Genomic DNA, 21,273 nt, shown 5'->3' with positions numbered 1-21,273 from the left:
TTAATAAAATCCTGCTATGAATTTTAAAATCACAAGAATATAACTGATACTTACAGCAACAAAATTGGGTAAAAACATTAATTTAATCCACTTTTTCCAACCAACTCTTATACCATGGGACTCCAAAAATCCATAAGCAACAACATTTGCACTTGCTCCTATTGGAGTAAAATTTCCGCCCATATCAAGTCCTAAACTTGAAGCCCATATTAAAATAGTGAATCTATAAGGTATAAAATTTGATATATGTTTTATAAGATAGCCAATACTTATTGCCTCAGGAACATTATCAATAAAAGCACTTGAAAATGCAGAAAACCAGAATAAAAGTGTATTCATTTTAATTCCATTTTGTGAATATTTTTTAAGGGACAAAGCAAAATTTTTTATAATCTCTGTTTTTTCAAGAGAACCAATAATTGCAAAAAGAGAAACAAAAAATAAAAGTGTCTCAATATCTATTTCCTTTAATAAATTTTTCAATTTTGTATGACTCCCTTTTAAAGAAAGAATGGAGAGAGAGGGAAGAATACTACAAATCCCTATACTTAATGGGAAAATTTCTTTTAAAAAATCTCTAAAAATAAGCAGAAAAACAACTCCTGCAAGACCCAACATTCCATATTTCGCAAGTGTCTTATCTTCTATTGCTTCTTCGGGAACTATTTCTTCTAAAATCTTTTTATCTATATTTTTTCTACTTTTAATAAGTTTTTCTCTGTTAATCCTATAAAAAATGGAAATTGCACCTATTCCAGATAAAAAACTAATTATATAATTGTGTATAAAAAAATTTGTAAAACCGAAACCAAACATTGAACCAAGAATAACATTAGGTGGGTCTCCTATTAAAGTCCCGGACCCTCCAATATTAGCAAGACAAACTTCTGCAATTATTAAAGACACAGGTTCTGTTTTTAACAATCTACAAAGGGTATATGTAAGTGGTGTAAGAAAAGTTAAAACTGTTATTGAATCAACAAATCCTGATAAAAACCATGAAAGTAATGGAAAAAACAGAAAAATTTTTAAAGGGTCATAGTCAAATTTTTTTATAATTTTTAAGGAGAAATAATTAAAAAATCCAGATATTTCAATAACCTTAACCACTAAAAAAATCCCGAATAAAAAAGTAATAGTATCCCAATCAATATAATTGTGAATTTCATCAAAATTAAAAACTCTGAATAATACCAGAAGAATAACACCAGCAAAAGCTACATAAACTTTTGGTGTTTTTTCAATTGCAATAAAAAAATAGGTTCCAATAAAAATAATTAAACTTATAAGTGCTTTTGTATCCATTAGCATCCAATTGCTTTTAAAATATTATTTCTTGTTATAAAGCCAACAGGATTGTCTTTTTCATTCACAACAACAAGACGATTAACATGATGTTTTCTCATCAATATCAACGCTTTCATCACAGAAGAATTTTCATCTATTTTTATTACATCTTTGTTCATAACATCTTCAGCAACAAGTAAAGAACTAATACATTCAACAGTACTGGTTATTTCTGAAAAAGCATCTGCAAAAAAAGGGAACTTTTCAAGTAATTCAACATCTTTTTTAGATAAAATCAGATTTTCAAGGATATCTTCAATACAAATAATACCACACAGGACATTATCTTCATCAATAACCGGAATAATGTTATAAAGAGAATTTGAAAAAATTTTTAAAATTTCACTTAGATTTGTTTTTTTGTCAACAACCGGGATATCCTTGTCCATATAATCTTTAACTTTTTTCATTTTTTTCCTCTTTTATAGTATAATTAAATTAAGTTTTCTTTTATCATTCATTTTTGATTATTAGTATATAACATAATAGTCAATTTGACAAAATTTTGTTGGAAATGAAAAATTATAAAAAAAAGAAAAATTTTGTTGACAATTTATAAAAAAATTTTATAATATTAACTCTTATGAAATAGAAAGGAGAAAAATGGAAATAACAATAAAAGAATTACTTGAAGCGGGTGTATATTTCGGACATCCAACGAGACAGTTTGACCCACGAATTAAACCATATCTTTATGGAAAAAGACAGGGAATTTATATAATTGACATAGAAAAAACAATTGAGAAAATTAAAGAAAGTGGAGAATTTTTGAAAAAGATTGCTTCGCAGAATAAAAAAATCCTTTTTGTCGGAACAAAAAAACAGGCACAGACAGTTATAAAGGAAATTGCAGAAAACTGTAAGATGCCCTATGTAAATTATAGATGGGTAGGAGGAACTTTAACAAATTTCAATGAAATCAGGAAAAGGATAGAGAGATTAGAAGAAATAGAAAAACTTGAAAGTTCTGGTAAAATAAACCTTTATACAAAAAAGGAAATACAACTTTTAGAAAAAGAAAAAGAAGATTTAAAAAAGAAGTTTGAAGGGATTAGAGAAATGACAGAATATCCTGGTGCAATGGTAGTTGTGGATGTTAAAAGAGAAGTAAATGCAATCAAAGAAGGTAAAAAATTAAATATTCCAATAGTTGGAATAGTTGACACAAATGGAAATCCTGAAAGTGTTGATTATCCTATTCCCGCTAACGATGATGGATTGAAATCTATTCAAACAGTACTTCTTAAACTTGCTGATTATATTCTTGAAGGACTAAAGGAATCAGGATATATTCAAGGGAATATAAAAGAAGAAATAAAAAATGAAATAAATTCAGAAGAAAAGGAGAAAAAATGAAATTAGATACATCAAAAATTAAGGATTTAAGAGAAAAAACTGGTTTAAGTGTAATGGAATGTAAAAAGGCACTTGAAGAGGCAAATGGTAATTTTGAAAAAGCACTTGAAATACTTAAAAAAAGAGGGCTTGAAATTTCAGAAAAAAAGGCAGGAAAGGAAGCAAAAGAAGGTTTAATTGGTTCTTATGTACATACAAATGGAAAAATCGGTGTTTTGATAGAAGTAAATTGCGAATCCGACTTTGTTGCAAAAAATAGTGAATTTGAAGAACTTGTGAAAAATTTATGTCTTCAAATTGCTGCAATGAAACCTAAATGGATAGATGTTGATTCAATACCTGAGGAAATTTTAAAAAAGAAAATAGAAGAAATAAAAGAAGAGTATAAGGATAAACCTCCTTCTGTTCTGGATAAAATAGTTGATGGGAAATTACAGGATTTTTACAGAGAAAATGTTCTTTTAAAACAACAGTTCATAAAGGACGAGGAAATAACAATAGAAGATTATATAAAATCAAAGATTGCAAAATTGGGTGAAAATATTAAAGTAAAAAAATTTGTAAGATTTGAAATTGGAGAGTAAAATAAAAAAATAACGGGAGGTAAAAATGGAATTTGAAGTTGGATATATGATGGCGCTTGTTGTAATTGGAATCAGTTTTTTAGGTTTTTTTCTATCTATGATGGTAGACGAAGTAAATAGAAAAAAAGGAATTATAATCTTTATTCTATCCTTAATCCTTTTCGGATTAGGAGTTTATTACTACTATGTAGTTAGTTTATGGCAGAAAAAAAGTGGTGGAGATTCACTAAATAAACTAAATTATTATTTATATCTGTATAGACCGGCAGAAAACACAATTCCAGAAACGCAAATACCCGAAAACATTAAATGAGTTGTAAATATAGAATAATTTTATTTATTTTTCTTTTCTTTAGTTTTTTTATTCATGCCAACAATAGTGAAAATATTTATCTGATTGATTTTGCTTCTGTTAAATTATCCTCAAATTACACTAAAGAAACATTGATACACCAAAAAATTAAAATTGAAAATGAAAAAGGGAAAAAATTCAGTCACTTACAGATTCCTTTTGATTCAGAAAGAGAGAAAGTAAAATTTATTGAAGGATACACAATATTACCTTCAGGAAAAAAAATAAAAATAACATCTCAGGATATAAAAATAGTTATTCCTGCTGAATTTACAGAGTATTCATCCCTTTATCCAGGATATAAAGTAATGAGTATAAATTTTCCTGGTGTTGAGATTGGAAGTATTATTGAATATAAGTATCAAATTATTACATTTAAACCACTTATAGAAAAGCATTTCTGGGATGGTTTTTATTTTCAATCAACAGAAAATTTTGCACTTTCAAGATACGAATTAAAAATTCCTAAGAAAATAAAAATTCAAATATATGAAAAAGATATAAAACTATTTGAAAAAAAGGAAAGTTTTGATTATATAACTTATATCTGGGAAAAAAGAAATGTTCCACCAATTATTGAAGAAATTCTGATGCCATCTTTAAGTGAAGTAGTTCCAAAAGTTTATGTTTCTACTTTTTCATCATGGGAAGAAATAGGAAAATGGTTTTTTGAAATATCAAAAACAGAAAAAAGTAAAGGGAAAGAAATTGAAGAAGTTGTTGAGCAACTTATAAAAAATAAAAAAACAGAAGAAGAAAAAATTGTTTCAATTTATAACTATGTATGTTCAAATATCAGATATGTTGGACTTGAAATGGGAATACATGGATATAAACCGCATCATCCAGAAGAAGTTCTAAAAGCAAAATATGGTGATTGCAAAGATAAAGCAAATTTATTAAAAAAAATGCTTGAAATAGCTGGAATAAAATCTTATATTGCTCTTGTAAATACAGAAAGAAAAGTAGAAAAAGAAATTCCTTTTCCCGGTCAGTTCAATCATGCAATACTTGCTGTATTAAAAGAGAACAATTATTTATTTCTTGACCCAACTACTGAAGTTATGAAATATCCTGATATCCCGCCTTATGAACAGGATAAATATTCACTTGTATGTGGAGAAAATCCTGAACTGGTAAAAATTCCAGTTTCACAACCTGAAAGAAATTTAAGAAAAAGAATAGTTTATGCAAGTTTAGATAGAAGTGGAAATTTAACAGGTGAAGTTACAGTAATCCCTTCTGGTATTTTTGAAGCAGGATTAAGAAATGCTTTCAGATATCTAAAACAGATAGAAAGAGAAAGGTCATTAAGTAAAGAATTAAATTCAATTCTTCCAGGAACAAAATTAATTTCTCTTGAAATATCAGGTCTTGAATCAATGGAAAACCAATTGATAGAAAAGTATAAATTTTCAACAAATAATTATGGAATAAAAGTAGGAAATAAAATCATTTTTCAACCTGCTCTTATAGATAAACTGGTTGATCTTTCTATTGTTTCTCTTGAAGAAAGGAAATATCCATTAAGATTAAATACATATTATAGAAAAGAGGAAATAATAGAGTATAAACTTCCAGAAAAAACAGAAATAGAAGCAATTCCATCATCTGTAGAAATAAATGAAGAATTTGCTAAATTTTTTAATGAGTTTAAAAAAACAGATTCAGGTTTAATTTTTAGAAGAATTTTTGAAATAAATAAAATGGAAATAAGTCCAGAAGAATACTCAAGATTTAAAAATTTCTATAGAAAAGTATCATTCTACGATAAATTACCTGTAATTTTAAATATAAAAGAAGAATAATTTTATTTTTTCTTTTTTATATTTTTTGATACCTTGAAAACTATCTTAGTTCTTTCAGGAATAATAACCTCTTCTCCTGTTTTTGGATTTCTTGCCTTTTTTTCCTTTACTTTTTTAAAGTAAAACACTCCAAAATTTCTGAGTTCAATCCTTTCCGTGTTTTCAAGACAATTTTTCATTATATTTAAAAACTCATCAATTACACTCTTAACTATTGTCTTATTTAAACCCGTTGATTCTGATATTTTCTCAACAATTTCTTTCTTTATCATAGATAAATCCCTTTTTTAAGAATGCCGGAGGAGGGATTTGAACCCTCACGGAGTTTGGGCTCCACCGGATTTTGAGTCCGGCGCGTCTGCCAGTTCCACCACTCCGGCTTTGATATATTTAGATTATACTTTCCATTAAAAAAAAATCAACTATTTCACCTGATATTGACTTTTTTCAAAAAAACGGTAATATCATATAAAATTATGGAAAAGATTTTATATAGAAGTACAAATAGAGCATCAGAAGTTGTTGATTTTAAATATGCTGTTTTAAAAGGACAGGCACCTGATTACGGACTTTATATGCCTGTTAAAATCCCTTTTTTAAAAAAGACAGAAATAGATTTATTAAAAGGAAAAAGTTATTCTCAAATCGCATTCTCTGCCCTTTCTAAATTTCTGGAAAATGAAATCCCCTCTGAAAAAATAAATGAAATTGTTGAAAGGGCTTACAATTTTGAAGTTCCTTTAGAAAAAATAAATGAAAATTTATATATTCTTTATCTTGACAGAGGACCAACTGCTTCATTCAAAGATTTTGCAGCAAGATTTATGGCTGAAATTATGCAATATCTTGCAGATGAGGAAAATTTGAATCTTACAGTACTTGTTGCAACTTCAGGAGATACAGGTGGAGCAATTGCCAGTGCATTTTTTGATAAAGAAAATATAAAAGTGGTTGTTCTATTTCCTGAAAGAGAAATAACAGAAGTTCAAAGAAAACAAATGACTACATTAAACAAAAACATAATTCCAATTGCTTTAAAAGGGAAGTTTGATGACTGTCAGAGTTTGGTTAAAATGGCTTTCAACGACCCAGAATTAAAGAATTTAAATTTGACTTCTGCAAATTCAATAAATATTTCACGATTATTACCACAAAGTGTTTATTATTTCTATGCTTTTTCAAAATTAAATTTTGAAAAAATTGTCTTTTCTGTTCCCTCTGGAAATTTTGGTAACTTAATGGGAGGTGTTATTGCTAAAAAAATGGGTTTACCTGTTGAAAAATTTATAGTTGCAGTAAATGAAAATGATGAATTTCCAAAATTTCTGGAAACAGGAGAATATAAACCCGTAATTCCCTCAAGAAAATGTAATTCTAATGCGATGAATGTTGGACACCCAAGCAATTTAGCGCGTTTAATTGATTTATATGGTGGCTGGATTTATGATGAAAGAAGTATAGATGGTAAAGTAATAAAACATGGTGTCTTAAAAGAAAAACCTGATATGAAAAAGATGAAAGAAGATTTTGTTTCATTTTCAATAAAAGATGAAGAGGTAAAAGAAACAATAAAAAAATACTATCAGAAATATAAAATTATACTTGACCCACATGGCGCTGTTGGAATTGCTGCTTTTGAAAAATCAAATATAGATGAACCTGTAATTTCAATTGAAACAGCCCATCCAGGGAAATTTCCGGAAGTAATAAAAGAAGTTCTTGGAATTGAACCAGAAATGCCGGAGACACTAAAGAATCTAATTTCAAAAGAAGAAAAATTTATTGTTCTTGAAAATAACTATAATATATTCAAAAAATTTTTAAAGGACTTAAAATGAAATACATAGTTATGATTATGGATGGAGCAGCAGATTTGCCTGTTGAAGAACTGAATAATAAGACACCTTTACAGGTTGCTAAAAAACCAAATATTGATTATATAACAAAATTGGGTTGTTCAGGGATGCTGAAAACAATACCTGATAATTTTATTACTGATTCAGGAGTTGCAAATTTATCAATACTTGGATATAACCCTAAAAATGTTTATACAGGAAGAGGCGTACTTGAAGCATATGCAAATGGAATTGAACTTAAAGAAAATGAAATTGCCTTCAGATGTAATCTTATAACTGTAAAAGAAGGGAAAATTGAAAGTTATTCTGCAGGATATATTTCAACAGAGGAAAGTAAAGAATTAATTGATTTTTTAAATAAAAAACTTGGTAGTGAAAAGGTTAAATTTTATCCAGGACTTGGATTTAAAAATATACTCATTTTAAAAAATGATTTTTCTGAAGATATTAAATGTTATCCTCCACACGATTATTACGGATATGATATAGAAAAAATAATGATTGAAGGAAAAACAGAAAAAGATAAGAAAACAGCAGAATTCTTAAATAATCTAATAATTGAATCAAATAAATATCTTGAAAATCATCCTGTTAATTTAAAAAGAGCAAAAGAGGGAAAAGAAAAAGCAAATTATATATGGCCATGGTCGCCGGGTAAAAAGCCAAATCTTGAAAAATTTTATGATAAATTTAAAATTAAAGGCGCTGTAATTTCAGCAGTTGATTTAATTAAAGGAATTGGGAAAATGATTGGATTTGAAGTTATAAATGTTCCTGGTGCAACAGGACTATGGAATACAAACTATGAAGGAAAAGCAGAATATGCTATTGAGGCACTGAAAAAATTTGATTTTGTTTATGTACATGTTGAAGGAATTGATGAGGCAGGTCATGAAGGAAATCTTGAATTGAAGATAAAATGTATAGAGGACTTTGATAAAAGATTGGTAAAAATAATTCTTGAAAATATTGATTTAAAATCCACCAGTATTGCTATTCTTCCTGACCATTATACTCCTGTTAAATTAAAATCACATCAGGTAGGTTATGTTCCGTTTGTTATCTATTCTCCCCTAAATAAACCAGACGAAGTTGAAAAATTTGATGAAGAAAGTTGTAAAAATGGTAAAATTGGATATATTGAAGGAGAAAAATTTATAAATAGTTTTTTAAAGGGGTTATAAGAATGTACATAATTATTGTTGGTTGTGGTAAAATTGGTTCTTATCTTGCAAAATTATTTGATGAAAAGAATGATGTGGTCGTTATAGATAAGGATGAAAAGAGTTTTGAAAAACTGATTGATTTTAATGGAATAACAAAATTAGGAGATGCACTTGATATAGATGTTTTAAAAGAAGCAGGAATTGAAAAAGCAGATGCTATAGCAGTAATTACAAGTAATGATAATGCCAATATAGTTATAGGTCAGGTTGCAAAAAAAATGTTTAAAGTACCAAAGGTTATAATAAGAATTTCTGACCCAAATAAAGAAAAAATATGCAAATTACTTGATATAGAAACAATAAATACAACAACCCTTATTGCTTCTCTTATAAAAGAAGGGCTTACAAAAAAAATATATTCAACCCATCTCATAGAAAATGAAGATTTTGCAATTGTTGAATTGAAAAATGAAAATTTTGTCGGGAAAAAAATTGAAGAAATAAATGTTAATGGTGAACTTCAAATTTTTGCTATAATAAGAGGAAATAAAGGAATTGTTCCCGATAAAAACTTTAAAATTGAAAAAGATGATATAATCATAGGTATAACTGAAAGGAAAAATTTAAATAAATTTAAAAGGATTTTGAAATAATGAATATAATTATAGTTGGTGGTGGAAATGTAGGTTATTATTTATCTGAAAAATTGAGCGATAATCATTATGTTGTTTTAATTGAAAAGGAAACAAAAATAAGTGAAAAAATTGCAGAAAAATTAAACTGTCTTGTAATAACGGGTGATGGATGCGACCCTGAAGTTTTAAAAAATGCAGGAATTAAGAAAGCAGATTGTCTGGCTGCTGTAACAGGAAGTGATGAGGATAATCTGGTAATATGTCAGATAGCAAAAGAAATTTTTAATGTTAAAAGGGTAGTTGCAAGGGTAAATAATCCAAAAAATGAAAAAACATTCTATCAACTCGGTGTTGATGTTGCAATAAGTGGAACTTCATTGATAGCAAAAATTATTGAAGAAGAAGTAAATTGGGAGGACTTTATAACATTATTTACATTTAAAAAAGGAAAACTTTCAATTTTAAGAATTGACTTACCTGAAAAATCACCTGTTTTAGGTAAAAAAATAAATGAAATTAATTTACCAGATGACTCTGTTATAGTTGCAGTTATGAGAGGAGATGATTTATTTATACCTAAAAGTGATTTTACTTTTAAAGAAAATGATGAAGTTATCGCAATAACAAAAGTAGAAAATGAAAACCTACTTTTGAATTCTTTGATAGGAGAGGTAAAAGAAGTATGAAAAAAATTTTAAAATATATTAATGTTTTTTATAAAGGTTCTGCCGGAATATTTGTAGAAATTTTTTATGTTCTTTTTATATTTTTTTTGTCTTTGGTTTTAAACTTTATTCTTTATTCCTCTTTTAATAAACTTATTAAACTTCCATGATACCACAATTTTCAAGAGATGACTTAAAAGGGATTTTTCATTATACTGGAAAATTAATAATTTTAATTGGCTATTTACTGCTATTCCCCCTTTTCATTGCAATTTTATATAAAGAATGGAATCCAGCACTTGATTTTATATTTACATCTTTATTTTCCCTTTCAATTGGATATTTAATTGTCTCACAATTTCCTGAAAGTTCTGATATAAACTGGAGACAAGGAATGACAATTGCTTCATTGATATGGCTTATCTATATGTTTCTTGGCGCAATACCCCTCTACTTATCAGGTCATTATAAATCTTATATGGATAGTTGTTTTGAAGCAATGAGTGCTCTTGCAACCACTGGACTTGTACTTGTTAATGACCTTGACCATATGGCACATTCTTATAATTTCTGGCGACATTTTATGTGTTTTATAGGTGGTCAGGGAATAATTTTACTTGGATTATTGATTTTTTTTAAAGGAGCAAGTGCTTTTAAAATTTACGTGGGTGAAGCAAGAGAGGAAAAAATTCTTCCAAATGTTGTTCAAACATCAAAATTCATCTGGATTGTAAGTACGTGTTATTTGATAGTTTTTACACTAATTTTAGGATTTGTAAATATTCTTCATGGTTTTTCTCCTTCAAGAGGTTTTTTCCATGCTATATGTTTGTTTATGGCTGGATGGGATACCGCTGGTTTTGCAGTCCAAACACAGAATATTGTTTATTATCACAGCGGTCTTGTTGATTTGATAACTGCTCTTATTGTTATACTTGGTGCAACAAGTTTTGCCCTTCATTATGCTGTCTGGACAGGAAAATTCAAAGAAATATTTGAAAATTATGAATTCAAAGTTTTTCTGATAAGTATTATTTCTCTTACTTTTTTATGTTTTGCGGGATTTTTAAAAAGTGTCAAAAATATTGATTTTATTTCGGGTTTCAGAATTGTTTTTTATCAGATAATATCAGGACATACAGGAGTTGGATATACAAATATTGACCCTTATCATTTCAAAACTTACTGGAATGACTTTTCACTGATAATTTTAACAATTGCGATGGGGCTTGGTGGGTGTTCATGTTCAACAAGTGGAGGGATAAAAATTTTGAGAATTGGACTTATTTTTAAAGAAATAAAAAAGGAAATTAAAGGGTACAGTTATCCTTTTTCCACTGTTATTATTGAAAAATATCACCATATAAAGGATATAAGTTTATCTGATGTACAGATTAAAACAGTAGCAATAATTTCAATAATGTATTTAGTCACATATCTTATTGGAGGAATAATCGGAACTTTTTTAGGATATCCATTTATACATTCTCTTTTTGAATCAACTTCTGCATGTGCAAATGTTGGACTTTCTGTTGGAATTACAAATCCAGATATGCCAGGTATTTTAAAAATAACATATATAATTGAAATGTGGATTGGAAGGTTGGAATTTATTTCTATTTTTGTCTTTATAAAGTATTTAATCTCTTTAAGGAGTCCCGAATGAAAAAATTAATATTTATTTTACTTTTTTCAACACTCATTTATTCATCTGAAAAAGTAAAGATAAAAGAACTTTTTGAAAATAGCAAAAAATACAATGGAAAATCTGTTATTATTGAAGGAGAAGCAATCGGAGAAATTATGGGAAGAGGGAAAGAAAAATGGGTAAATATTAAAGATGTATTTGAGGACTTCGCTATTGGAGTAGTAGTGAGTGAAAAGGATGCAAAGATTATAGAAAATCTTGGTAGTTATAAAGTTAAAGGAGATATTCTAAGAATAGAGGGAATATACAATGTAAACTGTTTAAAACATCAAGGTGAAAGGGATATACATGCAGTTAGAGTTGAAATCGTGAAAAAGGGCGAAAGATATAAAGAAGAAATAATTTTAAAAAAAGTGATTTTGTGTTTTTTACTTCTTATAATAACTTCTTTTCTTATGACTTTTGCACATAAAAAAGAAATTTCTGCAAAAGAATAAATTTATTAAACTCTCACAATACTTCCATAAAGATAATGTCTCTCCCCTTTTTCTATTTTTACTTTGAAAATTTTACCTTCCAGTTTCTTTTCCTCTGTTTCAACTATAACAGGTTTATTATTAGTTGTTCTTCCAATGTATGAATTTTTTTTCTTATAACTTTCTTTTTTTATAAAAACATCGTCAATTTTACCTTCTTTCTTTTTATTTTTTAAAAGAGAAATTTTATCCTGTAAATTCAATATTAATCTATGCCTTTTTTCTTTTTCTTCTTTTGGGACATTATCGGGGAATTTATTTGCTTCTGTTAAAGGCCTTGGTGAATATTTAAAAACATATAAATCATCAAATTCAATCTCCTCAATAACTCTATATGTCTGCTCAAAATCTTTTTCATCTTCATAAGGAAATCCTAAAATTATATCAGAAGTTATTGAAATATCCGGGCAAGCATTTCTTGCTCTCTGAACAATTTCAATATATTTTTCAAGAGAGTATTTTCTATTCATTAATTTGAGTATTTTATTTGAACCTGATTGAAGTGGAAGATGTAAATGTTTATATAATTTTGGTAATTCTGAAAAAAGATTTATTAAATCCGTAGAAATGTCTTTTGGATGAGAAGTTAAAAAACCAATTTTTAATAACCCATCAATATTGTGGACTTTGGTAAGTAATTCTACAAAATTTTCTCCATTATCTTTACCATATTCATTAACATTCTGTCCGAGTAAAATTACTTCTTTTATACCCTTTTCAACAAGTTTTTTTATTTCTTCTAATATGATACCAACCGGCTTACTGATAAGTTTCCCTCTTGTATAAGGAACAACACAATAACTACAAAAATTTTCACACCCTTTTGTAATTGAAATAAAAGAAGAAACAGAACTACCTCTTATTTCCGGTAATAAAATCTCATTAAATAAATCCATATCCTCTTGAAATATTCCTATTTTTTTATCATAGAAATTATTTTTTAAAACTTCTACAAACTTCTTATACGAATTTGGTCCACATATTATATCTACAAAATCATATCTTTTAAAAATTTCTTCCCTGTATAATGAAGGAGTACAACCAACAAGACAAAATTTTTTATTATTTTTAAAATTTTTTAAAGAAGATAAAAAAGAAATGGCTCTATCTTCAGCATGTTTTCTAACAGAACAAGTATTTACAATTATATAATCTGCTTCTTCAGGAATAGAAACTTCAATAAAATTCTCTCTTTTTAATAGTGCTCTTAATCTTTCGGAATCATAAAAATTCATCTGACAGCCATAAGTTTTTATAAAGAATTTTTTGGACATAGTAAAGAAATTATACCTTTTTTAATGAGAAAATTGAACCTATAATTAAACCTAAAAGGGTAAAAGAATTAATATTAAATCTTATAGAAAAAGAAAGATTGAAAATAATGAGGTCTAATTGTTTAATTTCCCATACAGGAGAAAGGTGATTTGAAAGAAAATTGTAATAAATTGTTCCCTGAGGAATAAACATAAGAATTATTTCTCCAATACAACTACCTATCATTGCACATAAAAATAAAACAGAAAAAACATAAAAAATTTTCATCAAAATAAGTATATCATAAAAAAAAATAATAATCCATCTTTAATTTAGTCACTTGTAATTTACATACCAAAAGTTTAAAAATTATTTAGATTCCTACATTTATTGACTTCTGGCATTATAAATATTAAAATATAATAAATGTAAAAGCGCCTGTAGCTCAATAGGATAGAGCATCTGCCTTCTAAGCAGAGGGTTGCGCGTTCAAGTCGCGCCAGGCGCAATTTAAAATTTTGGGCCGTTAGCTCAATTGGTAGAGCGGCGGACTCTTAATCCGTAGGCCGCAGGTTCAAGTCCTGCACGGCCCAAAAAGTATTCAAATAAAACTAAATCCTGAAACAGGAAAAAATTAGTTATCCAATATAAAAAAGGACTTGAAAGAAGATATGTTTTAAGTAATTGCGACAAATAAGAAAAATTATAATGTCAGTTGTATCCAAAGTTTACATTTTCTAAAAAGGGAATATTACTTTGTAGACGGAATCGCCAAGTCCTGCATAGCCCAACTTAATTTTTGATTTACAATTTCTCCGTATTTTATAGCTAACCCAGATTTCAAAGGTTGTGATATTTCTATTGCTTTCAAACCTTTATCAGCAAGTTGTAATATATATTTTTCTGTTACATTACACAGAGCATATGTTGAAGATTTTGGAACTATTCCAGGGATATTAGGAACACAATAATGAACAATGCCTTCATATTTATAAATTGGATTTTTATGCGTAGTTGGATGACTTGTTTCAAAAACGCCTCCCTCATCTATTGAAACATCTACTATAACAGTACCTTCTTCCATAATCTTCAAATCTTCTTCTTTTATCAATACAGGTGCTTTTCTACCCGGAATTAAAACAGCACCAATTACAACATCAGCATCTTTAATTTCTTTTTTTATTTTTTCTTTTTCAGAATACAGAATTTTCCCTTTAGGAAATTCTCTTTTTAATCTTTTTATTTTTTCTTTATCTATCTCAAAAATTACAACCTTTGCACCAATTGAATAAGCAATTTTAGCAGCATTATATCCAACAGTTCCTCCTCCAAGAATTACCACTTTACCAGGTTTAACACCCTCTGCACCAGACAAAAGAACTCCTTTACCTCCATATTCTTTTTCAAGATATTTCATTCCTTCCTGAACACTTAATTTACCCGCTATTTCACTCATTGGTTTTAAAATAGTAAGTATTCCTTCTTCCTCCACAAGTTCATAAGCAATACAGGATAATTTTTTTTCTATTAGTTTTTCTGTCATTTCAATATTAGATGAAAAATGAAAAAATGTAAAAATCATCTGACCTTCACATAATAAATTATATTCAGAAGGAAGGATTTCTTTTACTTTAATAATTAAATCTGAATTTTTAAAAATATAAGCATGGTCATTTACTATTTCTGCACCTTTTTCCTGATAATCTTCATCCTTTATTCCTACACCAATCCCTGAATTTTTTTCTATTAAAACCTTATGACCTTTTTTTAACTAGTTTGCTAACTGTTTCAGGTAAAATCCCAACTCTGTATTCTTCTTCTTTAATTTCTTTTGGTATTCCTATTATCATTTTTGCATCTCTTTAATAATTTTAATTATTGTATCAGACATATATTTTAAATCAACTTTTTTAAAATCGTACAGTGGAAGATGTGTAAACCGATGCAAAAAAACTTCTTCTGCATTTGGGCATGTCTCTTTTATTTTTTCTGTATCATATCCAAGTTGTTTCATAATTGAAAATCTGTATAATGGAGCAAAATGAGGGATTTGAGTTATTCCTTTTTCTCCCATTTTTTCTTTAACTTTTTGAATGTCTCCATTTAATACACCCGGGTCAACCTGGAAAAGATATAAATGATGTGTTGATTTTATTTTTTTATCATCAAGAGGAGGGATTACAATTCCTTTAACATTTTTAAACCTTTCATTTAAATATTCAGCCGCTTTTCTTCTTTTTCCAATAATTTTATTTATTCTTTTCATTTGGGAAAGTAAAGCAACTGCCTGAATTTCTGTAGCAGAATGATTCCCAGGAGCAAAATAATCACCTCTCCATTTTAAAGCAACAACATCATAAAGCCAGAAAGGAATTGGATTGGAAATATTAAAACCAACAAACCTTGCTTTTGGAAAATCCTCTCCTATTTTTTCATTTGTAACAAGAATTCCACCTTCTCCAAGAGATGTTATGTTTTTAACCTCATGAAAACTAAAAGCACCAAAATGTCCAATTGTACCAACCATCTTATCATTATATTTTGCTCCAAAAGCATGAGCAGCATCTTCAAGAACTACCGCATTAAATTTTCTTGCAATATCCATTATTGCATCCATATCACATGGATAACCACCTATATGAACAGGGACTATAACTTTCGTGTTTTTTGTGATTTTTCTTGCTAAATCTTCAGGATCCATATTTAATGTTTTTGGGTCAACATCAACCAGAACAACTTTTGCTCCAATAGAAAGTGGATAGGAAATGGTAGCAATAAAAGTAATTGCGGGCGCTATAACCTCATCTCCCGGTTTTAAACCAGCAAATTTATAAGCAATTTCAAAACCAGCAGTAGCATTTGTCAAAAATACCGCATATTTACATTTCAAAAACTTCTTGACTTCTTCTTCTAAAGTTCTAACTTTATCTCCAAGTGTCAATTTACTGGAAAGTTCTGAATTTTCAATCAATTTTTTTAATTCTTTTTCAACTTTTTTCAATTGAATTTTATATTTTTTATTTTTTGGAGGGATAAGAAATTTTAAAATCTCCATAATATCCTGTAATTTTATTTTCTCTCCAACAGCACTCCATGGGATTCTTGCAGGACCTGTATCATATCTAAAATCCGAAATTTTTTTCTTTTTCATATTTATCTCCTTTTTTTACCTTTTTGTAAATAATATTTTAAAAAAAATTAAATGTCAAGTCCTAAAAAATTACTTATAACAAGACATGCGCCTCCAATTGCCCCTATTTCTTCGCCAAAATCTGAAATTTCAAAACTCACAGGATACTCATAAACCATATTTTCTTTTATTTTTTCAAAAATATTTTTAAATTCCTTCTCAAAAACAAGAAAATTTTTATCAAATATCACAATTTCAGGATTTAAAATATTTATTAAATTAGAGACAGAAAAAACCAGAATATTAAAAACATCATCCATAAATTTTTTTATCTCACTATCTCCCTTTTCATACCTTTCAATAATTTCATTCATTTTAAGTTCTGTCCCTTTAACATCTTTTATTTTTTTCAAAATTGCTGGAACACTTATTATTGATTCAAGACATCCTCTTTTACCACAATTACAGATTTCATCTTTATAAGGTATTTTAACATGTCCAAATTCACCAGCAACTCCTCCTTGTCCATGAATTATTTTATTATCATTTATAATTCCACAGGCAATCCCTTTTCCATATTCAATAAAAATTATATTTTTACTTTTTCTACCCTTACCCAGAAATTTTTCACTCAAAACTTTTGATTGGGAACTACCAATTATAAGTGTATTAATTGATAATTTCTGTTTTAAATAATCTCTTATATGTACATTTTCCCATCCCGGTAAAATTGAAGAAAAAACAGAAACTCCCTTTTGCATATCAACTATTCCAGGGTCTACAAAACCTATCCCACATATTTTATTTTTTTCTATTTTGCTTTCTTCAATAAGATTTTTCAATAAATTTACAATTTTTATTAAAATTTCTTCTTTTTTATCTGTTTCATCCAAGTTTACTGTTTTTTGACCAATAAATTCTCCTTTAAAATTTAAAATAACTGAAATTATTTTTTCTGGGGTTAACTCACATCCAATAAAATACTTACTGTTAGGTATTATTTTAAGCAATTCGTGAGGTCTCCCTTTACTTTTTCTTTTTCTCTTACCAGATTCTTCAATTATCCCTTCTTTTATTAAATCTCTTGTAATATGTGTAATTGTTGCAAATCTTAAATTTAGTAAATCATGCAAATTCTTTCTTGAAATATTTTCATTTTGATAAATCAATTTAAGAATGTTTTTTCTGTAAACTGTATATTTAGAAACCATTTTTTTCCTTTTTATAAATTTAATACTTTTCTATTATTTTACATTACATTCAAAGATTTTCAAAAATATAAAAATTAAAATGTATGATATAATTTTTTTCGTTATGGGAAAAGAAGTAATTATTTTAGAATGTAAGGATTACTCAGTTGACTTAATTTATGAAAAGTTAAAAAAGGGAATTGAATTACTTAAAATTAATAAAATTCCTGAAAAAATTCTTATAAAACCAAATATGCTCTCTGCAAGACAACCAGAAGAAGGAGTTACAACACATCCAGCAATTATATCCGCTTTGATTGAGATTTTTAAAAATAAAAAAATTATTATAGGAGACAGTCCAGCAGGTATATCAAAACCAATTGAAGAATACTGGGAAAAATGTGGTTATAAAGAAATAGGGGATAAATATAAAATTGAACTAAAAAAGTTTGAAAATTCTTTCCCTTTGGATATTTGCGTTAATAACAAAGTTTATAAAATTCCTGTGACTTCCCTGTTAAACGATTTCTCTATATTAAATGCTCCAAAATTCAAAACACATAACTTAACAACCATCACTGTCGGTGTTAAAAATTTATATGGTTTGATACCCGGAATAATAAAAAGTTATCTTCACAGTAAATTTATAACTCCATATGAATTTTCTTTTTTTCTTATAGAGTTTTATAAAAAAATAGAGGAAAAAATTTTTTTAACAGTAGTTGATGGAATAACAGGAATGGAAGGAGACGGACCATCTGCCGGTAATTTAAGAAATATTGGATATTTAATAATTGGAGAAAAGCCGATATATGTTGATTATGCATGCTGTAAACTGATTGGAATAAAACCAGAAAAGGTTGATTTTATAGAAATTTATATGGATAAATATGGAATTGAAAAACCTGAAATAATCGGTGATTTTAAGGAAATAAAAAATTTTCAACTTCCCTCCACAAAAAAATATTTTTTTATCAGAAATAAACTTCTATCAAAATTTATTTTACCAATTGCAAAATTTTTTAAAATAGCCCCTGTAATAGATAAGAAAAAATGTAAAAAATGTTTTACCTGCTATAATATTTGCCCTGTAAAAGCAATTTCTAACGACTTGAAATTTAATAGAAAAAAATGTATATTATGTCTATGCTGTTTTGAAGTTTGTCCATATAAAGCAATTGAGATAAAAAAGAGTTTTATTGCAAGAATTTTTACTTAAAAAAGGAGTAAAAATGGATTATGAAAAAATTTTATCCGAAATAATACAGAAAAATGATAAAAAAATATTATTGCTTGTTCTTGATGGAGTTGGTGGACTTCCCCATCCTGAAACTGGTAAGACAGAACTTGAAACAGCAAATATTCCAAATCTTGATTATTTTGCAGAAACTGGTTCCTGTGGACTTATTATACCTGTTTTACCTGGTATAACTCCCGGAAGCGGGCCGGGACACATTGCACTTTTTGGATATGACCCTATAGAAGTTCAAATTGGAAGAGGGATTCTTGAATGTCTCGGAATTGGACTTGAAGTAAAAAAAGGAGAAATTGCCATAAGAGGAAACTTTGCAACAATTGACAAAAATAGAATAGTTATAGATAGAAGAGCAGGAAGAATACCTACTGAAGAAAATGAAAAAATTGTAAAATTGATTTCTGAAAATATAAAAGAAATAAAAGGAGTAAAATTCAAAATTCAGACAGTTAAAGAACACAGATGTGCTTTAATACTTTCAGGAGAAAATTTATCCTGTGATGTAACTGAAAATGACCCCGGGAAAGAAGGACTACCACTTAAAAAATTTGAACCGCTGGGTGAAAAAGGAAAGTTTATAGCAGAAATTTTGAATGAATTTGAAGAAAAAGTAATTTCAATCCTTGGAAGTTTAAACTCAAAAGCAAAATGTTTACTTTTAAGAGGATTTTCAACTTATCCTGATATACAAACATTCAAAGAAAGATATAAACTTAACGCTGTCTGTATAGCTACATATCCGATGTACAGGGGAATTTCAAAACTTGTTGGAATGGATGTTATTGATTGTGGGGAAACCATTGATTCTGAAATAGAAACACTGAAAAAAGTTTATAATGATTATGATTTCTTTTTCCTTCATATTAAAAAAACAGACAGTTTCGGAGAAGATGGTAATTTTGAAGGAAAGGTTAAGATACTTGAAGAAATTGATAAAAAAATTGAACCCATTAAAAATATGAATTTTGAAGCAATTGGAATTACAGGAGACCACTCAACTCCATCTCTGTTGAAAAGTCATTCCTGGCATCCAGTTCCATTTGTACTTATTTCTCCAAATACTCTACCGGATGACGTTAAAAGATTTACTGAAAGAGATTGTGCAAAAGGAATTCTTGGAAATATTTATTCAAAAAATGTTATGTATCTCTTACTTGCATGTTCTTTGAAACTTGCTAAATTCGGAGCGTAAAATGTTCAGAGGAGGTATTAAGTTAATAGATTTTAAAAGTTTAAGCAAAAATGAGGAAATTGAAGAATTTAAATATCCTGAAAGGGTTATAATACCACTCTCACAGCATACAGGAAGTCCTGCAAAACCAGTTGTAAAAAAAGGAGATTATGTCCTTGAAGGACAGATAATAGGTGAAATTACAGGTTTTATCAGTTCATATATTCATTCCTCTATTTCTGGGAAGGTTGTTGATATATTACCATGGGATTTACCAACAAACAGAAAATCATTGAGTATAGTTATTGAAAGTGATGGAGAAAGAAAATCTATTGAAAGACAGGTAAGGGACTGGCTGAAATTGGAAAGTAATGAAATTATAAATATAGTAAGAGAAGCAGGAATTGTAGGTCTTGGTGGTGCTGCTTTTCCAACTCATGTAAAACTAACAATTCCTGAAGGGAAAAAAGCAGATTATATATTAATAAATGGCTGTGAATGTGAACCATTTTTAACCTGTGATTACAGAGTTTTAAAGGAGTATACAGAAGAGGTCGTTGAGGGTATTCAAATAATATCTAAGGTAACAAATGTAAAAAAAGTATTTATAGGTATTGAAAGAAATAAAATTGACCTTTTACCTGTCTTGAATGATGCTATTAAGAAATTAAAAATATATATTGAAATTGAAATAAAAATTCTGCCTGAAAAATATCCACAGGGAAGTGAAAAACATCTGATTAAATCAATTTTAAATAAAGAAGTCCCTTCGGGTGGATTGCCGATTGATGTTGGGTGTATTGTTTTTAATGTTCAAACAACTCTTGCAATTAAAAGGGCTGTATGTGATGGAATTCCTCTAACTGAAAGAGTTTTAACATGTACAGGACTTGTTGATAATCCAAAAAATTTAAAAGTCAAAATAGGAACGCCTATTTCAGAAATTATTGATTATTGTAAAGGTGATATTAAAAATGGAAGCAAAATTGTTGTAGGTGGACCTATGATGGGAATACAAATACCAAATCCTGATGTTCCTGTTATAAAGGGTACAACTGGAATTTTATTGTTACCTGAAGAAAAACTGCCTGAAGATATACAACCATGTATAAGATGCGGAAAATGTATAGAAGTATGTCCTATGTTTTTAATGCCGAGCGAAATTGGAAGGTATATGGAATTTGAGAAAGTTGAAAAATGTGAAAATTTAAATGTTTTTGACTGTATTGAATGCGGATGCTGTGCGTATATATGTCCTGCAAAAAGACCGCTTGTTGATTTTATTAAATGTGCTAAATTCAAATTGAGGAAAAAGTAAAT

Annotated in this window: 21 protein-coding genes and 3 tRNA genes; 15 read left to right on the top strand and 9 right to left on the bottom strand. The window is 28.1% G+C overall.

The features are described 5' to 3' along the window. Positions 1 to 1,305, bottom strand: a complete 1,305-nt coding sequence (locus PKV21_00565) for an SLC13 family permease (protein ID HOM25984.1) — start codon at positions 1,303 to 1,305, stop codon at positions 1 to 3. After that, positions 1,305 to 1,757 carry a CBS domain-containing protein gene (locus PKV21_00560; protein HOM25983.1) on the bottom strand — a complete coding sequence of 151 codons (453 nt, stop codon included), beginning with the start codon at positions 1,755 to 1,757 and terminating at the stop codon, positions 1,305 to 1,307. The genes PKV21_00565 and PKV21_00560 overlap by 1 nt, the downstream gene beginning before the upstream one ends. Positions 1,758 to 1,950: 193 nt before the next feature. On the opposite strand from PKV21_00560, the gene rpsB reads away from it, so the two are divergent. From rpsB to PKV21_00540, 4 genes are read left to right on the top strand one after another with little or no spacing between them, the layout of a single operon-like run. Next, entirely contained in the window at positions 1,951 to 2,703 is a 753-nt protein-coding gene (rpsB, locus tag PKV21_00555) for a 30S ribosomal protein S2 (protein ID HOM25982.1), read from the top strand. Continuing rightward, complete coding sequence (gene tsf, locus PKV21_00550) at positions 2,700 to 3,287, top strand: translation elongation factor Ts (GenBank protein HOM25981.1); 588 nt, start codon at positions 2,700 to 2,702, stop codon at positions 3,285 to 3,287. The genes rpsB and tsf overlap by 4 nt, the downstream gene beginning before the upstream one ends. 25 nt (positions 3,288 to 3,312) lie before the next feature. Continuing rightward, on the top strand, positions 3,313 to 3,600 hold the full coding sequence (locus PKV21_00545; protein HOM25980.1) for a hypothetical protein: 288 nt from the start codon (positions 3,313 to 3,315) through the stop codon (positions 3,598 to 3,600). Then, positions 3,597 to 5,447, top strand: coding sequence for a DUF3857 domain-containing transglutaminase family protein (locus PKV21_00540; protein HOM25979.1), 1,851 nt, complete (start codon positions 3,597 to 3,599; stop codon positions 5,445 to 5,447). Before PKV21_00545 ends, PKV21_00540 begins: the two co-directional genes overlap by 4 nt. Before the next feature lie 2 nt (positions 5,448 to 5,449). Here the strand turns inward: PKV21_00540 and PKV21_00535 are convergent, their stop codons facing one another. Then, complete coding sequence (locus PKV21_00535; protein ID HOM25978.1) at positions 5,450 to 5,719, bottom strand: HU family DNA-binding protein; 270 nt, start codon at positions 5,717 to 5,719, stop codon at positions 5,450 to 5,452. A gap of 22 nt (positions 5,720 to 5,741) precedes the next feature. After that, a tRNA-Leu gene (locus PKV21_00530) sits at positions 5,742 to 5,827 on the bottom strand. A 96-nt stretch (positions 5,828 to 5,923) separates the two neighbouring features. Here PKV21_00530 and thrC point away from each other — a divergent pair. From thrC to PKV21_00500, 6 genes are all read left to right on the top strand, one after another. Further along, complete coding sequence (gene thrC / locus PKV21_00525) at positions 5,924 to 7,285, top strand: threonine synthase (protein ID HOM25977.1); 1,362 nt, start codon at positions 5,924 to 5,926, stop codon at positions 7,283 to 7,285. Beyond that, positions 7,282 to 8,487 carry a cofactor-independent phosphoglycerate mutase gene (locus PKV21_00520; GenBank protein ID HOM25976.1) on the top strand — a complete coding sequence of 402 codons (1,206 nt, stop codon included), beginning with the start codon at positions 7,282 to 7,284 and terminating at the stop codon, positions 8,485 to 8,487. The genes thrC and PKV21_00520 overlap by 4 nt, the downstream gene beginning before the upstream one ends. A gap of 2 nt (positions 8,488 to 8,489) precedes the next feature. Next, positions 8,490 to 9,122 (top strand): TrkA family potassium uptake protein, encoded by a 633-nt coding sequence (locus PKV21_00515; GenBank protein ID HOM25975.1) that lies wholly within the window; start codon positions 8,490 to 8,492, stop codon positions 9,120 to 9,122. After that, entirely contained in the window at positions 9,122 to 9,790 is a 669-nt protein-coding gene (locus PKV21_00510; GenBank protein HOM25974.1) for an NAD-binding protein, read from the top strand. The genes PKV21_00515 and PKV21_00510 overlap by 1 nt, the downstream gene beginning before the upstream one ends. Before the next feature lie 145 nt (positions 9,791 to 9,935). Further along, complete coding sequence (locus PKV21_00505) at positions 9,936 to 11,435, top strand: TrkH family potassium uptake protein (GenBank protein ID HOM25973.1); 1,500 nt, start codon at positions 9,936 to 9,938, stop codon at positions 11,433 to 11,435. Further along, on the top strand, positions 11,432 to 11,914 hold the full coding sequence (locus PKV21_00500) for a DNA-binding protein (GenBank protein ID HOM25972.1): 483 nt from the start codon (positions 11,432 to 11,434) through the stop codon (positions 11,912 to 11,914). The genes PKV21_00505 and PKV21_00500 overlap by 4 nt, the downstream gene beginning before the upstream one ends. A gap of 5 nt (positions 11,915 to 11,919) precedes the next feature. Here the strand turns inward: PKV21_00500 and miaB are convergent, their stop codons facing one another. After that, positions 11,920 to 13,227 (bottom strand): tRNA (N6-isopentenyl adenosine(37)-C2)-methylthiotransferase MiaB, encoded by a 1,308-nt coding sequence (gene miaB, locus PKV21_00495; GenBank protein HOM25971.1) that lies wholly within the window; start codon positions 13,225 to 13,227, stop codon positions 11,920 to 11,922. Positions 13,228 to 13,237: 10 nt separating this feature from the next. Then, entirely contained in the window at positions 13,238 to 13,495 is a 258-nt protein-coding gene (locus PKV21_00490; GenBank protein ID HOM25970.1) for a DUF4321 domain-containing protein, read from the bottom strand. Positions 13,496 to 13,641: 146 nt separating this feature from the next. Between PKV21_00490 and PKV21_00485 the strand changes: the two genes are divergently transcribed. Beyond that, positions 13,642 to 13,715: transfer RNA gene (locus PKV21_00485), tRNA-Arg, on the top strand. Between the two features lie 12 nt (positions 13,716 to 13,727). Then, positions 13,728 to 13,800, top strand: a tRNA-Lys gene (locus PKV21_00480). 158 nt (positions 13,801 to 13,958) lie between these two features. On the opposite strand, the gene PKV21_00475 is transcribed toward PKV21_00480, so the two are convergent. From PKV21_00475 to PKV21_00465, 3 genes are all read right to left on the bottom strand, one after another. Then, positions 13,959 to 14,924: an alanine dehydrogenase gene (locus tag PKV21_00475; protein HOM25969.1), complete on the bottom strand. Its 966-nt coding sequence runs from the start codon at positions 14,922 to 14,924 to the stop codon at positions 13,959 to 13,961. Between the two features lie 129 nt (positions 14,925 to 15,053). After that, entirely contained in the window at positions 15,054 to 16,358 is a 1,305-nt protein-coding gene (locus PKV21_00470) for a DegT/DnrJ/EryC1/StrS family aminotransferase (protein HOM25968.1), read from the bottom strand. Between the two features lie 47 nt (positions 16,359 to 16,405). After that, positions 16,406 to 17,548, bottom strand: a complete 1,143-nt coding sequence (locus tag PKV21_00465; protein ID HOM25967.1) for an ROK family protein — start codon at positions 17,546 to 17,548, stop codon at positions 16,406 to 16,408. A gap of 79 nt (positions 17,549 to 17,627) precedes the next feature. Here PKV21_00465 and PKV21_00460 point away from each other — a divergent pair, with 79 nt between their 5' ends. Genes PKV21_00460 through rsxC form a run of 3 tightly spaced genes read left to right on the top strand, consistent with a single transcriptional unit; the run spans position 17,628 to position 21,271 of the window. Further along, positions 17,628 to 18,746 (top strand): DUF362 domain-containing protein, encoded by a 1,119-nt coding sequence (locus PKV21_00460; GenBank protein HOM25966.1) that lies wholly within the window; start codon positions 17,628 to 17,630, stop codon positions 18,744 to 18,746. A 13-nt stretch (positions 18,747 to 18,759) separates the two neighbouring features. Next, a complete protein-coding gene (locus tag PKV21_00455) occupies positions 18,760 to 19,974 on the top strand; it encodes a 2,3-bisphosphoglycerate-independent phosphoglycerate mutase (protein ID HOM25965.1) in 1,215 nt (404 codons plus the stop codon). A gap of 1 nt (position 19,975) precedes the next feature. Next, positions 19,976 to 21,271, top strand: a complete 1,296-nt coding sequence (rsxC, locus tag PKV21_00450; protein ID HOM25964.1) for an electron transport complex subunit RsxC — start codon at positions 19,976 to 19,978, stop codon at positions 21,269 to 21,271. Positions 21,272 to 21,273 lie beyond the last annotated feature (2 nt).

Source organism: bacterium, assembly GCA_035371905.1.
GTDB lineage: Bacteria > Ratteibacteria > UBA8468 > B48-G9 > JAFGKM01 > JAMWDI01.
Note: the sequence above shows the minus strand (reverse complement) of the source record. Positions and strands in the feature narration are given on the sequence as shown.

Bases quoted from the DNA above. Each gene is read 5' to 3' on its own strand.
- PKV21_00465 (HOM25967.1), bottom strand. From the start codon at position 17,548: ATGGTTTCTAAATATACAGTTTACAGAAAAAACATTCTTAAATTGATT.
- PKV21_00565 (HOM25984.1), bottom strand. From the start codon at position 1,305: ATGGATACAAAAGCACTTATAAGTTTAATTATTTTTATTGGAACCTAT.
- PKV21_00515 (HOM25975.1), top strand. From the start codon at position 8,490: ATGTACATAATTATTGTTGGTTGTGGTAAAATTGGTTCTTATCTTGCA.
- tsf (HOM25981.1), top strand. From the start codon at position 2,700: ATGAAATTAGATACATCAAAAATTAAGGATTTAAGAGAAAAAACTGGT.
- PKV21_00535 (HOM25978.1), bottom strand. From the start codon at position 5,719: ATGATAAAGAAAGAAATTGTTGAGAAAATATCAGAATCAACGGGTTTA.
- PKV21_00455 (HOM25965.1), top strand. From the start codon at position 18,760: ATGGATTATGAAAAAATTTTATCCGAAATAATACAGAAAAATGATAAA.
- rsxC (HOM25964.1), top strand. From the start codon at position 19,976: ATGTTCAGAGGAGGTATTAAGTTAATAGATTTTAAAAGTTTAAGCAAA.
- PKV21_00470 (HOM25968.1), bottom strand. From the start codon at position 16,358: ATGAAAAAGAAAAAAATTTCGGATTTTAGATATGATACAGGTCCTGCA.
- PKV21_00460 (HOM25966.1), top strand. From the start codon at position 17,628: ATGTATGATATAATTTTTTTCGTTATGGGAAAAGAAGTAATTATTTTA.
- miaB (HOM25971.1), bottom strand. From the start codon at position 13,227: ATGTCCAAAAAATTCTTTATAAAAACTTATGGCTGTCAGATGAATTTT.
- PKV21_00520 (HOM25976.1), top strand. From the start codon at position 7,282: ATGAAATACATAGTTATGATTATGGATGGAGCAGCAGATTTGCCTGTT.
- thrC (HOM25977.1), top strand. From the start codon at position 5,924: ATGGAAAAGATTTTATATAGAAGTACAAATAGAGCATCAGAAGTTGTT.
- PKV21_00490 (HOM25970.1), bottom strand. From the start codon at position 13,495: ATGAAAATTTTTTATGTTTTTTCTGTTTTATTTTTATGTGCAATGATA.
- PKV21_00545 (HOM25980.1), top strand. From the start codon at position 3,313: ATGGAATTTGAAGTTGGATATATGATGGCGCTTGTTGTAATTGGAATC.
- rpsB (HOM25982.1), top strand. From the start codon at position 1,951: ATGGAAATAACAATAAAAGAATTACTTGAAGCGGGTGTATATTTCGGA.
- PKV21_00560 (HOM25983.1), bottom strand. From the start codon at position 1,757: ATGAAAAAAGTTAAAGATTATATGGACAAGGATATCCCGGTTGTTGAC.
- PKV21_00500 (HOM25972.1), top strand. From the start codon at position 11,432: ATGAAAAAATTAATATTTATTTTACTTTTTTCAACACTCATTTATTCA.
- PKV21_00540 (HOM25979.1), top strand. From the start codon at position 3,597: ATGAGTTGTAAATATAGAATAATTTTATTTATTTTTCTTTTCTTTAGT.
- PKV21_00505 (HOM25973.1), top strand. From the start codon at position 9,936: ATGATACCACAATTTTCAAGAGATGACTTAAAAGGGATTTTTCATTAT.
- PKV21_00510 (HOM25974.1), top strand. From the start codon at position 9,122: ATGAATATAATTATAGTTGGTGGTGGAAATGTAGGTTATTATTTATCT.